Source organism: Algoriella sp., assembly GCF_036647415.1.
Taxonomy (GTDB): Bacteria; Bacteroidota; Bacteroidia; order Flavobacteriales; family Weeksellaceae; genus Empedobacter.
Window position 1 is genome coordinate 36,732 of record NZ_JAVXKG010000027.1, and the last position, 14,897, is coordinate 51,628.

Genomic DNA, 14,897 nt, shown 5'->3' on the forward strand with positions numbered 1-14,897 from the left:
TAAAAGAGTTGATTATGAAAACCAACTCTTTTCTAAAATGTTTATATACTTTAAACTTTTCCTTTCTGAATAACCGTTACAACATCTGGATCTAATAAAGTTGATGTATCACCAAAATCAGTTTCATCACTTGCAATTTTTCTCAAAATACGACGCATAATTTTTCCGCTTCGTGTTTTTGGTAATCCTGGGACAAACTGTATTTTATCTGGTTTTGCAATTGCACCAATCAATTTAGAAACCTCATCTTTTATTTCTTTTTCTAATTCTGGTGTTGCTACTACTCCATCTTGTAAAATAACATACGCATACAGCGCATTTCCTTTTATATCGTGTGGAAAACCAACCACCGCACTTTCCGCAACCGCTTCGTGCTGATTAATCGCATTTTCTACTGGTGCTGTACCTAAATTATGTCCAGAAACAATTACCACATCATCTACACGACCTGTAATTCTGTAATTGTCCATCGCATCGCGATAAGCTCCATCTCCTGTAAAATAATAACCTGGAAAAGTTGAAAAATAGGTTTCTATAAATCGTTTGTGATCGCCATAAATTGTTCTTGCCATAGACGGCCAAGGAAATTTAATCGCTAAACGACCTTCTGCTTTTTCGTTTATAGTTTCAACTTCTTTCCCATTTTCGTCCATCAAAACGGGCTGAATTCCTGGCAATGGTAAAGTTGCAAAAGTTGGACGAAGTGGCGTAATTCCAGCCAAAGGCGAAATCATAATTGCTCCCGTTTCGGTTTGCCACCATGTATCTACAATAGGGCAATTTCCTTTTCCGACATAATCATTTAGCCAATGCCAAGCTTCTTCGTTGATTGGTTCGCCAACCGATCCTAAAACTTTAAGACTTGATAAATCATATTTTTCAACATACTCTAACGATTCACGCGCTAACGAACGAACTGCTGTTGGAGCAGTATAGAAATGTGTTACTTTTAATTTTTCGACAATTTCCCAAAAACGTCCAAAATCTGGAAAACTTGGAATTCCTTCGAACATGACAGAAGTTACACCGCACGCTAATGGTCCGTAAATGATATAACTATGTCCCGTAATCCAACCAATATCGGCTGTACACCAATAAATATCACTTGGAGACATCTGAAAAATATTATCAAATGAATAGGCAGTTTCTACCATATATCCTCCACACGTATGCACCATTCCTTTGGGTTTTCCCGTAGAACCAGATGTATAAAGAATAAATAATGGATCTTCTGCATCCATAATTTCTGCTGGACAATTGTCATCCACTTTATGCATTTCATCCATCCAAAATTTATCACGTCCGCCAACCATAGAAGTAGGTTCGATAGCACGACGATAAACAATACATGTTTGGATAGAAGGAGAATCTTTTAACGCTTCGTCTACAATAGCTTTTAGATTAATTGGTTTTGTACCACGGTAAACTTCGTTTGCTGTAACCAAAACTTTACATTGCGCATCATTAATACGAGATGCAATTGCGGAAGAAGAAAAACCTGCAAAAACAATAGAATGTACCGCTCCAATACGCGCACAAGCAAGCATTGCAATAGATAATTCGGGAATCATTGGCATGTAAATACAAACACGATCTCCTTTCTGAATTCCATTATTTTTTAGCACATTCGCAAATTGAGAAACTTTAGAATGAAGTTGACGATACGTAATAATTCGAGATTCTTCTAATGGATTATTTGGCTCCCAAATAAGCGCTGTTTTGTTTCCATTTTTCTCTAAATGTCTGTCCAAAACATTTTCGGTAATATTTAATTTACCACCTTGAAACCATTTGAAATCTGCTGTTTCAAAATTATATTCAAGTGTTTTGTTCCATTTCTGATGCCAAACAAAATTATCCGCTATTTTATCCCAAAATTTATCTGGATCCTTCAAACTTTTTTTATATTCTTTCTTATATTCAGAAAAAGAATTAATTCTAAAATCTTTACTCATTATTTTTGTGGTATTTTTGAATACACAATATAAAAAAAGCGAGTCAATTTATCAAATTAACTCGCTATTATTTTAAAAATGAATAAATACCGTACTTATTTTCCTTTGTATGGACTTGCATTATAATAAGAAAGAGCTGTAGGTAAAGCTTCTTTTATTTTTGCAATACGTGTAGCATCTGAAGGGTGAGTACTCAAAAATTCAGATGCACTTGCACCTCCACTTTTTGCTGACATTCTTTCCCAAAAAGGAATTGCTTGTGAAGGATCATAACCAGCCATAGCCATAAGATATAATCCTGTAACATCTGCATCTAATTCCATTTTACGAGAATAATTTAATAAACCTACTTGCGTACCTACTGGATATAATTTATCAAAAACTGCTGCGTAATTTGAGTTAGAAATAGAACCACCTACAATTTGTCCTAAGCCTTGAGCCGCCATTTGTTGTGAAGCTTGCTCTGCACTATGACCAGCTAATGCATGTCCAATTTCATGTCCTAAAACTACTGCCAAACCAGTTGCATCTTTAGTTACTGGTAAAATTCCTGAATAAACTGCCACCTTTCCTCCTGGCATACACCATGCATTTACTTCATTTGCATTCAATAAAGTAAATTGCCATTGATAACCATCTAATTGAGATGAAATTCCTTTTTGTTTATAATATTCATTCGCAGCATATTTCAGACGTTCACCAACAGTTTGTACCATTTTTGCATCTTTAGTTCCAGAAATTACTTTTCCTTCTGCTAATACTTTTGAATATTGTGTAAATGCGGTTGGAAATAATTCTGTATTAGAAACCAATGACAAAGATTTACGTCCTGTAACTGGATTTGTAGCACAAGCTGCTAAGACTAAAGCACCTGCTGCTGTTAAGAGTATTTTTTTCATATTTTTAAGGTTTATTTACCGAGTTTCTTTTTTATTTCGTTCAATTTCATCAATGCTTCAACAGGTGTTAAGGTATTGATATCTGTATTAAGAATTTCTTCTCTTATCGATTCTAAAATTGGATCATCTAACTGAAAAAAGCTTAATTGCATATTATCTTGCGTTATTTTTTCTGTTTTATTCGAGATTCCTTCATCTGTTTTTGTTGCTTCCAAAACTTTCAACACATCATTTGCCCTATCTACCACACGCTTTGGCATACCAGCCATCTTTGCAACATGTATACCAAAACTATGTTCGCTACCTCCAGGAACCAATTTTCTCAAAAATAAAATCGTATCTTTTGTTTCTTTGATACTGACATTAAAATTTTTGATTCGCTCCATTGATTTTGACATTTCATTCAATTCATGATAATGTGTTGCAAACAATGTTTTCGGTTTCAAAGGATTTTGATGAAGAAATTCTGCAATCGCCCACGCAATCGAAATTCCATCATAAGTAGAAGTTCCTCTACCAATTTCATCCAACAAAATCAAACTTCGTTCCGAAATATTATTTAAGATACTCGCCGTTTCATTCATCTCTACCATAAATGTCGATTCTCCCGACGAAATATTATCCGAAGCACCAACGCGCGTAAAAACTTTATCAACAATTCCTAAATCAGCAGATTCGGCAGGCACAAAACTTCCCATTTGCGCCATCAAAACAATCAAAGCAGTTTGACGTAAAAGAGCCGATTTACCAGACATATTTGGTCCAGTAATCATAATAATTTGTTGATTATCGGTGTTTAATTCAACATTATTCGACACATATTGTTCACCAATTGGCAATTGTTGCTCGATAACTGCATGTCGACCTTCTTTTATATTTAGATCAAAACTATCATTTAGATTAGGTTTTGTGTAATTATTTTTTTCAGAAATTTCTGCAAAAGTTGATAAAACATCTAAAAAAGCAATTGCTTTTGCTGTTTGTTGTATTGGTAAAAGTTTGGTAATAATATCTTGTAATAATTCAATAAATAATTGATTTTCTATTCCAAGAATTTTTTCTTCTGCACCAAGAATTTGTGTTTCGTATTCTTTTAATTCTTCTGTAATATAGCGCTCTGCGTTGACCAAGGTTTGTTTACGAATCCATTCTTCTGGTACTTTATCTTTGTGTGTATTTCTGACTTCGATGTAATACCCAAAAACATTATTGAAAGCAATTTTTAACGAAGAAATTCCCGTACGTTCTGTTTCTCGTTGACACATTTTATCCAAATAATCTTTCCCAGAAAACTGAATTTCTCGTAAACGATCCAATTCTTCCGAAACACCTTCTCTAATTACATTTCCTTTCACAATTTGATGCGGAGGTTCGTCAGAAAGCGTATCAAAAATAGTTTGAGTCAACTCTTCAAGTGGTTCTATTCGTGTAAATAAATCCGAAACTTCTTTGATATTTGATTGCTCTGCAATGATTTTTATTTCTTCCGAAATTTTAAGACTTTGTGCCAATTGTTGCAATTGACGAGGTGTAATTTTACCAGTCGAAACTTTTCCAGCTAAACGTTCTAAATCCGTTAATTGTCCTAATTTCTCACGTAAATCGTATCGAATATCTCCAAATTTATTGAAATATTCAACTATATTTTGACGACGTTGAATTGATTTTAAATCTTTCAGAACCATTACCATCCAACGATTTAGCAAACGCGCGCCCATCGGAGTTTTGGTATCATCTAAAATATTCAATAATGTGACACCTTTTGGATGTGGCGAATAAACTAACTCAAGATTACGAATTGTAAATGGATCCATCCACACAAAACTTTCTTGGTTAAGTCGTTGAATTGATGTAATATGTTGAATTTCGAAATGATGCGTATCATCCAAATAAGCTAAAATCGCACCAGCAGAAATAATTCCTTCTTTTAAATCTTCAATTCCAAAACCTTTTAAATTTGTTGTTTTGAAAAGTTTGGTTAATTTATCAATTGCAAAATCATATTGAAACGCCCAATCATCTAACAAAAATTTACTTTTTACATCAGAAAAATTATATTTCACGCGTTTTTGATAAATCACTTCACTTGGACGAAATGACTGAATAATTTTGGAAACTTGGTCTTCATTTCCTTCCGAAACTAAAAATTCTCCCGTCGAAACATCTAACAAAGAAATACCAAACAACTTATCACCTTGATGAACTGCCATCAAAAAATTATTCGATTTTGATGATAAAACCTCATCTTGTAGCGCAACTCCAGGCGTTATTAATTCTGTAACACCACGTTTTACAATTCCTTTTACCGTTTTTGGATCTTCTAATTGGTCGCAAATTGCGACACGCAATCCAGCTTTTACCAATTTTGGCAAATAGGTATTCAAACTATGATGCGGAAATCCTGCCAAAGCACTATTATCCGAACCATTTGCTCTTTTTGTTAAAACGATATCTAAAATTCGTGAAGCTTTCACAGCATCATCTCCAAATGTCTCGTAAAAATCCCCTACGCGAAACAACAACATGGCATCAGGATACTTTGTCTTGATACTGTTATATTGTTTCATAAGAGGAGTTTCCTTATTCTTTACTACTTTTGTCAAATTATTAAGAATTTTGAACAGCTAAGTTAGTTAAAAACGAAGTGATGAGAAAACTAAAATTAGACGAATTAGGTCGCGTTTCGGCGGAAGAATATAAAGTAATTGAGAAACATCCGATTGTTGTGGTGTTGGATAATGTAAGAAGTATGCACAATGTTGGTGCTGTTTTTAGAACTTCTGATGCTTTTTTGATTGATAAAATTTATTTGTGTGGAATTACGGCAACGCCACCGCACAAGGAAATTCACAAGACGGCAATTGGTGCAGAAAATTCGGTTGATTGGGAATATGTAAAAGATTCGAACGAATTAATCAAAAAACTGAAAGAAGATGATTATCAAATTGTAACTATTGAGCAAACAGAAGGTTCTGTTTTATTGAATGAACTTGAAGTTGATCAATCAAAAAAATATGCCATCGTGATGGGAAATGAGGTTGATGGTGTACAACAATCTATTATTGATGAATGTGATACGTGTATTGAAATTCCTCAATCTGGAACAAAACATTCATTAAATGTTTCGGTTTGTACCGGAATTATTTTGTGGAAATGGTACGAAGGTTTTATGAAATAGCGTTAAGCGAAACTAAAAACTCCAACTTATATTGTCACATTGAGCTTGTCGAAATGTAGGTGATTCTTCGACAGGCTCAGAATGACAAAACTCCAACTTTATAAAAAGTTGGAGTTTTTTGTTTTTTTAGAAATTTACTGAAACATTAATCCATTCTGGATCAAAATCAGCGTTATATTTTTTATAGAAATTGATTGCAGGCTCGTTCCAATCCAAAACTTGCCAAACCATTCCGTGGTAATTATTTGCTTTTCCATAAACAATTAATTCGTCCAATAATAATTTTCCGATTCCAGAACCACGCATTTTCTCCGTTACAATTAAATCTTCTAAATATAATCTGCGTCCTTTCCATGTAGAATATCTGTCATAATGTAACGCAATTCCTTCCACATTTCCATCAACTTCTGCAACCAAAGAACCCCAAACTGGTTTTTCTCCAAAACCGCATTCTTCCATTTCTTCTAAGGTTACGGTTACTTCATCTGGCGCTTTTTCATACAAAGCTAATTCTTTAATCAATTCTAAAATTCGAGGGCAATCTTCTTTTTTTGCTTCTCGTATTGTTACATTTTTCATTATTGTGTTATATTATTTTTTTCTTCTTATAGATTCTTCGACAGGCTCAGAATGACAATTGTATTCATATCTTTTTAATTATTATTCATTTTTGTCTTGATACAAAAACGAATCAAAAAAATCAAGGTTATAAATCTATTTGACTAAAAATTTATTTAGTTTCGGGAATAATTTAAAAATTCGCTATCACTCATTAAATTATTCTAATCCTTCACTACATAAATTTTCTTAACGTCATAGATTTAGATACCAATTTTCACTTTGTTTAATAATTCTAATAAAATGTTGAAACGAGTTCAGCATGACGAAATTCTAAATTCGTACTTCTAATTTCTAACTTAAATCGTCATTCCAATTTCGATTCCTTTGATACGGCGATACAATTCTGTTGCATAATTATCCGTCATTCCAGAAACATAATCCAAAATTCCCATTACTTTTTGATATTTTGTTCCTTTTTCATACAAAAATTGAGCTGGAACCAAACGCAATGCTTTTTTCTCAAACGTTTTGCGTTCTTTTTCATCTTTAAGAATTGGAGGAATAAATTGTGAAAGTAACTCTGACATTACATTATAACCCGCATTTTCTATCTCGAGAACTGAACGATGATTGTAAATATTCTCAATCGAAAAACGTTGAATTTCGTCTAATACTCTTTTTGTAACTTGTTCTGTTTCATTTTTGATGACATCTAATAAAGCCGTTTTGAATTCACCTTTTACAATTTGATCAAAATTATTTTGGTAAACTTCAACCGATTTTTGCGTTAATAAATTAATCGATTTTGCACGTAAATACGCAATTCTATCATTTTTATCTGAAATAGATTTCAACGTATTTTTTGTTTTATCAATTTGAGAAGGATCTAATGATTCGACCAAATTCAAGAATAATTTTCGACATTTATCATGGTCAATAATTCCTAAACGTTGCGAATCTTCAACATCAATTATCGAATAACAAATATCGTCAGCCGCCTCTACCAACCATACAAATGGATGTCGCTTGTAAATAATTGGCGAATCTTGCTCCAAAATCATATTTGTTTTTTCAGCAATTGTTCGGAATGCTTCTTTTTGTGCTTGAAAAAATCCAAATTTCTTACGATGTAACTGCGTTTTATCTTTCGCAACCGATTCACATGGATATTTTGCAATCGCAGCCAACGTAGAATACGTTAAACGCAAACCACCTTCGGATTTTCCGTTTTGTTGCTGCGTTAAAATTCGGATTGCATTTGCATTTCCTTCAAAATTGATTAAATCTGCCCATTCTGCTTCTGTAAAAAATGGTTTCAAATCTGTTTCGTGGCGATCAAAATAAGACGCAATCGCATCTTCGCCCGAATGTCCAAACGCAGGATTTCCGATATCATGGCATAAACAACCCGCAGAAATGACATCGTGAATGCTGTATTTATAAAATTCGTGGGATTGATCTGATAAATTATAATTTTCTGAAATAAATTTTCCAACCAAATTTCCCATCGAACGCCCAACCGAAGAAACCTCTAACGAATGCGTTAACCGATTGTGGACAAAAACACTTCCTGGCAAAGGAAAAACTTGCGTTTTGTTTTGCAAACGACGAAATGCAGACGAAAAAATAATACGGTCATAATCGCGCTGATATTCTGAGCGAGCATCCGACGTATCGTTTGTATTACTGCGTTGATTGGAATAAATATGATTTAGAATTTCCATAAATTAAATTAGAAAACTAAGGTACTTAATAAAGTTTAGGTATAAAAAAATCCGAACGGTTTCGTTCGGATTTTGTATTATTTTGTTAATTACATTATTATTTTTTATTAGAAATTTTATCTAACAAATCACTTTTTTCACTAATAAGTAAAAATGCAGTCATCATTTCCATACCTGCATCACCTGAAATATTAACATTAGTCTTTTCAGAAAACTGATGAATAAATTCACCTGAATTTAAATCATATAATCTAAATTTTGAACTTCCAAATGTCATTCCTCCTTGTTGACTAACATTAAAAACAATTGGAAAAATAAGTAAATCTGCATTTAGAAATTTATTTTTAATATATTCAATTTCACTTACATTAATTATAGTTTTCAAATTTGGAAACTCTTTCAAATCTTTTGTTTTATAGTCTTTTACTGCAACTTTCTTTAATATATCAAGTAATTCAGGAGTTAAATTTGTTCTTAGATTTGACACATCTAAATATGCTAAATTTAAAGTATCTTTTAAAATATCATTAATAATTTCATCGTTCTTTTTAAAATCATTCTGAATGATTGGAACAAATGCTACTAATTTCTTCTCCTCTCCAAATAAATAATTTTTATTAAACACTTTTTGAGAAAATAATGGTATAGAACCAATTAAAATTAATAGAAAACTGAAAATTAATTTTCGCATAAATTTATTTTTAAAAAAAAAAAATCATTACTACCAACTACCAGAAGCACCGCCGCCGCCAGTACTTCCGCCACCAAATCCACCAAATCCGCCACCAGATGATCCACCACCCCATGAACCTCCGCCAGAAGAACCGAAACCGCCTCCAAAAACAGAACTTCCTGTATTCATAATGATAATATCGTCTAATAAACTTCTTTTTCTACCACCATTTCCACCATTGTTTCCTCCTTTGCCTTTTGAAATTATAATGAAAATAAAGATAAAAAATCCTATTGCGAAAATGATCGGAACCCAATCTAATTCTGGTTCTTTCGATTTTGGTTTGTCTTGTTTATACTTTCCTGAAAAAGCCTGAAAAATAGAGTTTACTCCTGCATCTATTCCGCCAGCATAATCGCCTTGCTTGAAATGTGGAATAATTACATTGTCAATAATCGATTTGTTGATACTTGGTGGTAAATAAATCTGAGCCGCATATCCCGTTCTGATTGTAATCTTACGATCTTGCTCGCTCAAAACAATAACAACTCCATTATCTTTCCCTTTTGTACCAACACCCCAATTTTCAAGAATTTCACTACCAAAAGTTTCTAACGGATAACCATTTAGAGATTCAACCGTCAACACCAAAATTTGCGTCGAAGTAGAATCGTCATAGGCTACCAATTTATCTTCTAAATCTTTTAGTTGCATTGCATCAAAAACATGCGCATAATCTTGCACCAATTTTTGTGGTGGATTTTTCATATTAACTAATTCTTCGGGAGTTTGCCCAAAAACAGTTAAAATGGAAAGAAAAAATGTTAGAAAAAAGTATTTAATTGTAGCTAATTTCATCTGGTAATTCGTTTACATCATCCTTTTGGTGAGGAAAATATTTTTTTAGTGCTTTGCCCGTTTTTTTAATTCCTTCACAAAGACCTTTTACATAATGTTCTTTTTTGAAATGCTTGAGAACATCATTTTTGATCTCGTCCCAAAAATCATCTGGTGTTGCATTGTTAATTCCTTCGTCACCAATAATCGTAAAACTGTGATCGGTTGGTGAAACATGAAACAATACACCATTTCTGTCTTTGGTTTTATGCATTTCTAATTGCTCAAAAACCTCGAAAGCTTTGTCAAAATGATTAGTAGAAGATTCGAATTCTATATGAATTCGAATCTCACCACTTGTATTTTTCTCTGCTTTTTGTATGGCTTCGATTATTTTTTTTTCATCTTTTGAAGAAAGAAATTTGTTTTTCTTTTTTCCCATAATGATTAGAATTCTACTTTAGGAGCATTTTCAGATCCAGCAGCTGCTTTGAAATAACCTTTTTTCGTAGCACCTGTAAAACCAGCGATTAAACTATTAGGAAAAGTAACAATCATATTATTAAATTTCTCTGCAGCATCGTTGTATTTTTTTCTTTCAAATAAAACTTCTTGTTCAATACTTGATAATTCCGCTTGTAAAGCTGTAAAGTTTTGATTGAATTTAATGTCTGGATATCTTTCAACAGAAACCATTAAACGGCTTAATGTAGAACCTAATTGATCTTGTGCTTGTTGGAATTTCGCAATATTTGCATCAGTTAATTGGCTTGCATCATCAATTTTAATTTGATTAGATGTCGCTTTTGCACGTGCATCCATTACCGCTGTTAAGGTTTCTTTCTCCATATTAGCTGCACCTTTTACAGTATTAACTAAATTCGGAATTAAATCTGAACGTTTTTGATACGTATTCTCTACGTTTGACCATTGTTTTTGTACACCTTGATCTGTTGTTTTGATGCTATTTGAAATTCCAATTCCCCAGAATACAACTCCTGCTAAAAGAAGAAGAATAACACCACCAATAAGACATCCTTTGCTTTTCATAGTTTTTAAATTTATTAATAAGTAAAAATAGTATTTTTTTGATATCATTTAACAAAAATAAAGCCGAGCTTATGAAAACTCGGCTTTGTAAATATTTTATGGTAAGAATCTTAGTTTAACAAGGTTTTTGCCCAACTTTCTTCTAATGGAACTAACCAATTTTGTTTGAAATCGTGTAAAGATGAAATTCCGTTATTGAAAACTTTTACATTTTTTATCTCACCATCTTTCACTTTTTGTTTGAAAGTTGGTAATTTCTCAATCAAAACTTCTTCATTATTTTCATAAGAAACTAACATTCTGTTCAATAAATCAAATTGATAATCTGCATCAAGTTCGCGCACCAATTTTGTTAATTTATCGATAGAACATCCACTCGCAGTTGCTTGGTTTTCGTCTACACCAACTACAATAAATTGATCGTAAGGCAATTCAAAATCAGCTAAAAGTTCAGCTCCATGCGCATTCCAATCTGCAATAAAATTATTTAGTTTAGAATTGATTATTTCTTTTTCTTCTGTTGAGAATTTACGATTGGCTTGAAAAATCCAAATTCTTGAATCGTCTGCTAAATTCATTTTTCCCTTGTTTATAATTATTGTTCAAAGATACGGAAATTTTAGATGTTAGATGTTAGATGTTAGATGTTAGATGTTAGATGTTAGATGTTAGATGTTAGAAAGTTAAATTTTTACATAACAAAAAACCATCTCTTCGAGATGGTTTTTCAATTTTATTTATATCTAACCACATAGTAACATAGATTTCTATTGTGATTAAAAATTAGATTATAAATCTTTTGCTTCCATTATCAATTCAGCTAAATCTTTTACAACAACTGTTGATTCTTTTTCGAAGTGTTTTACTCCATCAGTCATCATTGTATTACAGAATGGACAACCCGTTGCGATAATTTGTGGTTCTTTTTCTAAGGCTTCTTCTGTACGTTCGATATTAATGTCTTTGTTTCCTTTTTCTGGTTCTTTGAACATTTGCGCTCCACCAGCTCCACAACATAATCCACGTGTTTTACAACGTTTCATTTCGACTAATTCAGCATCTAATTTTTCAATTAGTTCACGAGGCGCTTCGTACACATCGTTACCGCGACCTAAATAGCAAGGATCATGAAAAGTGATTCGTTTTCCTTTGAAAACCTCACCTTCTATCTTTAATTTATCTTGATTAATTAATTGTTGAAGATATTGCGAATGGTGTAAAACCTCATAATCTCCACCTAAACTTGGATATTCATTTTTCAATGTATTGAAACAATGCGGACAAGTTGTGACAATTTTTTTAACGTCATAAGCATTCAAAACTTCAATGTTCATCATGGCTTGCATTTGGAAAACAAATTCGTTACCAGCGCGTTTTGCAGGATCGCCCGTACATGATTCTTCTGTACCTAAAACTGCAAATTCTATTCCGATGTTATTTAATATTTTAACAAATGCACGTGTTATTTTTTTTGCTCTGTCATCAAAACTTCCGGCGCAACCAACCCAGAACAAAACTTCTGGTTGTTTACCTTCGGCCATATATTGAGCCATTGTTTTAACTGTAATATCTGACATAATTTTGTGTATTATTAGATTGGATTTGGTTTAATGTTTACCGTCATCAAAAACTTGAATTGAGACATTTTTTTCGACCAAATCTGTAAATTTACCATTGTATCGTGTCGCTTTTACTAAATGATTGTCTACCCAATGGTAATTTCCTCCACGAGGTTTTCCCATTAAAAGTCCATGATATTTAAACCCATGCTTGTTCAACCAAATTTCAGTGTACTCACGATGTTCTTCTGTTCGAGATGTGAAAAATGTGATAATATGTCCGTCATCGTACCATTTGTTTAGCGTTAACAAAGCATCAGGATAAACTTCTGCTGTTAACATACGTTCTGGTTCTTCGTTTGGAATATCATCGCAAATTGTTCCATCTATATCAATTAAATAATTTTTGACATTATCTGGTAAAATAGGACTCACTCTTTCTCCGTTTTCTATCTTTTCTTCCAAAAAATCTTCCATAATTATGTTGTGTTTATTTGTGTAATTAATAGTTTCGAAAATGAGTAATTGTATTTTACAGTTGTTATTCGTTTGCCCAGTTTAATCTATCTGCTGTGTTAAATTGCCAAGGAGCTCCATTGTTTTCGACATTTGTCATCATCATGTTCAACTCGTTTGGTGCAGCAGATTGTTCCATAACCAAATAACGACGTAAATCAACAATAATTGATAATGGATCGATATTGATAGGACAAGCTTGCGTACAAGCGTTACATGAAGTACACGCCCATAATTCTTCTGGTGAAATGTAATCGTTAACTAACATTTTACCATCATCTACAAAACTACCGTTTGTATCAATGTTTTTGCTCACTTCCTCTAAACGGTCGCGTGTGTCCATCATAATTTTACGAGGAGATAATTTTTTTCCTGTCAAATTTGCTGGACATTCGGACGTACAACGACCACACTCTGTACATGTGTAGGCATTAAGTAATTGTATTCTATTCAAATCAAAAACATCTTTAGCACCAAATGTTTCTGGCTCTCCTTGTGGTTCCGTAGGTGCAGCGTAAGGATCTGCATTTGGATCCATCATCATTTTTACCTCAGCTGTAACTGATTGTAAATTATTGAATTCTCCTTTTGGTTCTAATTTAGAAAACCATGTGTTTGGAAAAGCCAAAATGATGTGTAAATGTTTTGAATAATATAAATAATTTAAGAAAAAGAAGATTCCGATGATGTGAAACCACCATGCTGCTCTTTCTACAATTGTAATAAATGTGATGTCGTTAAATTGACGAATAATCGGTGCTGTTAACCATGAAGAAATTGGAAAAGAACCTGCTTTTGTGTAATGCTCGGCACCCATTTGTTGTAAAACTTGATCTGCTCCATTCATTGTAAATAATGCCAACATAAATGCAACTTCCATAAAAAGAATGTAGTTTGCATCGTCTTTTGGCCAACCTTTCATTTCTGGTTTCCAGAAACGAGCAAGTTTTACAATGTTTCTTCTGCACCAAAAAATGATACAAGAAACCATTACTAAGAACGCAAGAATTTCGAAGAAACCAATCATTCCGTTATAGAAACTTCCCATGAAACTTAGTACACGGTGTGTTCCGAAAATACCGTCTATCATGATTTCTAAGACTTCGATGTTGATTAAAACGAATCCTACATAAACAAAAATATGTAGAATACCTGCTAACGGACGAACCGTCATTTTTCCTTGTCCTAAGGCGACACGAGCCATCGTTTTCCACCTTTCTAATGGATGGTCAGAACGATCGATTTCTTTTCCTAATTTGATATTACGTATCAGGCGTTTTACATTTTGTGCAAAAAACCAAAAACTGCCTATCATAAGCAAGAGAAAGATTACATTTGGAATGTATTTCATCATTTTTATTCGTCTTTTTTTGTGAGTTTTTGAGTATTATATTTTCGTCTTACGGTTGTACTTGTTGTTTTTTTCCGAAAACAGAAATATTAACATAACGACTTGGGTTTTTCTTTAAATCTTCAACCAAAGAATTCATGTTTTTTATTGTCGCTTCCAATTCGTTTGCAATTCCGTCGTCTTTTGCCAATTTACCCAAAGATCCTTTTCCATTGTTCATATCTTCCAACAATGTATTTAGGTTTTTAGATGCATTTTCGAAATTCTTAATAACCTGTTCTAATTCTAATGAATTTAATTTATCAGCCGTTTTTCCAAATTTATCAACTGTTGTTTTTGCAGAAGCTAATGTTGCGTTTGCATTGCTAAGAGTTGAATTTAGTGTTTTTTCATTTGTTTTAATCAAATTATTTGCACTATTTGATGTTGCTGTTAAGGATTGTGCTGTTTTATCGAATGAATCAACTGTATGATTTAGATTTTTCAACATTGCTTTAATATCCTGTTGAGTATCTGCGTCTAATACTTTATTTACACTTCCTAATGTTTGGTTAAAGCTTAATAAAACACTGTCTAATTTGACTTGTGTTGGTG

At 32.8% G+C, this 14,897-nt stretch carries 14 protein-coding genes and 1 pseudogene; 1 reads left to right on the top strand and 14 read right to left on the bottom strand.

Features of this window, described 5'->3' with window-relative positions; translation table 11 throughout:
- Window positions 1–50: 50 nt before the first annotated feature.
- The 3 genes from acs to mutS all read right to left on the bottom strand — a co-directional run bounded on the left by acs (window position 51) and on the right by mutS (window position 5,421).
- The gene (acs, locus tag RSC72_RS11575) at window positions 51–1,955 is read right to left on the bottom strand and encodes an acetate--CoA ligase (RefSeq protein ID WP_332544402.1); all 1,905 of its coding nucleotides are present in this window, start codon (window positions 1,953–1,955) and stop codon (window positions 51–53) included.
- Window positions 1,956–2,050: 95 nt separating this feature from the next.
- Entirely contained in the window at window positions 2,051–2,854 is an 804-nt protein-coding gene (locus RSC72_RS11580) for a M48 family metallopeptidase (RefSeq protein ID WP_332544403.1), read from the bottom strand.
- Window positions 2,855–2,865: 11 nt separating this feature from the next.
- Window positions 2,866–5,421 (bottom strand): DNA mismatch repair protein MutS, encoded by a 2,556-nt coding sequence (gene mutS / locus RSC72_RS11585; RefSeq protein ID WP_332544405.1) that lies wholly within the window; start codon window positions 5,419–5,421, stop codon window positions 2,866–2,868.
- Between the two features lie 80 nt (window positions 5,422–5,501).
- On the opposite strand from mutS, the gene RSC72_RS11590 reads away from it, so the two are divergent.
- Window positions 5,502–6,032: an RNA methyltransferase gene (locus tag RSC72_RS11590; protein WP_332544406.1), complete on the top strand. Its 531-nt coding sequence runs from the start codon at window positions 5,502–5,504 to the stop codon at window positions 6,030–6,032.
- A gap of 126 nt (window positions 6,033–6,158) precedes the next feature.
- Here RSC72_RS11590 and RSC72_RS11595 read toward each other — a convergent pair whose 3' ends face one another.
- The 11 genes and pseudogenes from RSC72_RS11595 to RSC72_RS11645 form a co-directional block, all read right to left on the bottom strand.
- The gene (locus RSC72_RS11595; RefSeq protein ID WP_332544409.1) at window positions 6,159–6,611 is read right to left on the bottom strand and encodes a GNAT family N-acetyltransferase; all 453 of its coding nucleotides are present in this window, start codon (window positions 6,609–6,611) and stop codon (window positions 6,159–6,161) included.
- A gap of 338 nt (window positions 6,612–6,949) precedes the next feature.
- Window positions 6,950–8,317, bottom strand: coding sequence for a dGTP triphosphohydrolase (dgt, locus tag RSC72_RS11600; RefSeq protein ID WP_332544411.1), 1,368 nt, complete (start codon window positions 8,315–8,317; stop codon window positions 6,950–6,952).
- 97 nt (window positions 8,318–8,414) lie between these two features.
- A complete protein-coding gene (locus RSC72_RS11605) occupies window positions 8,415–9,008 on the bottom strand; it encodes a hypothetical protein (RefSeq protein WP_332544412.1) in 594 nt (197 codons plus the stop codon).
- 30 nt (window positions 9,009–9,038) lie between these two features.
- A complete protein-coding gene (locus tag RSC72_RS11610) occupies window positions 9,039–9,848 on the bottom strand; it encodes a TPM domain-containing protein (protein WP_332544413.1) in 810 nt (269 codons plus the stop codon).
- A complete protein-coding gene (locus tag RSC72_RS11615) occupies window positions 9,829–10,269 on the bottom strand; it encodes a TPM domain-containing protein (RefSeq protein ID WP_332544415.1) in 441 nt (146 codons plus the stop codon). The genes RSC72_RS11610 and RSC72_RS11615 overlap by 20 nt, the downstream gene beginning before the upstream one ends.
- A 5-nt stretch (window positions 10,270–10,274) precedes the next feature.
- Window positions 10,275–10,877, bottom strand: coding sequence for a LemA family protein (locus RSC72_RS11620; RefSeq protein WP_332544417.1), 603 nt, complete (start codon window positions 10,875–10,877; stop codon window positions 10,275–10,277).
- Window positions 10,878–10,987: 110 nt separating this feature from the next.
- Window positions 10,988–11,455 (bottom strand): ABC transporter ATPase, encoded by a 468-nt coding sequence (locus tag RSC72_RS11625; RefSeq protein WP_332544419.1) that lies wholly within the window; start codon window positions 11,453–11,455, stop codon window positions 10,988–10,990.
- Between the two features lie 210 nt (window positions 11,456–11,665).
- Complete coding sequence (locus RSC72_RS11630; RefSeq protein WP_332545552.1) at window positions 11,666–12,454, bottom strand: (Fe-S)-binding protein; 789 nt, start codon at window positions 12,452–12,454, stop codon at window positions 11,666–11,668.
- Window positions 12,455–12,484: 30 nt separating this feature from the next.
- A complete protein-coding gene (locus tag RSC72_RS11635; RefSeq protein ID WP_332545550.1) occupies window positions 12,485–12,913 on the bottom strand; it encodes an LNS2 domain-containing protein in 429 nt (142 codons plus the stop codon).
- A 64-nt stretch (window positions 12,914–12,977) separates the two neighbouring features.
- Entirely contained in the window at window positions 12,978–14,303 is a 1,326-nt protein-coding gene (locus RSC72_RS11640) for a (Fe-S)-binding protein (protein ID WP_332545554.1), read from the bottom strand.
- Between the two features lie 49 nt (window positions 14,304–14,352).
- Window positions 14,353–14,897 (bottom strand): annotated as a pseudogene (locus RSC72_RS11645) (MlaD family protein); the annotation flags it as partial.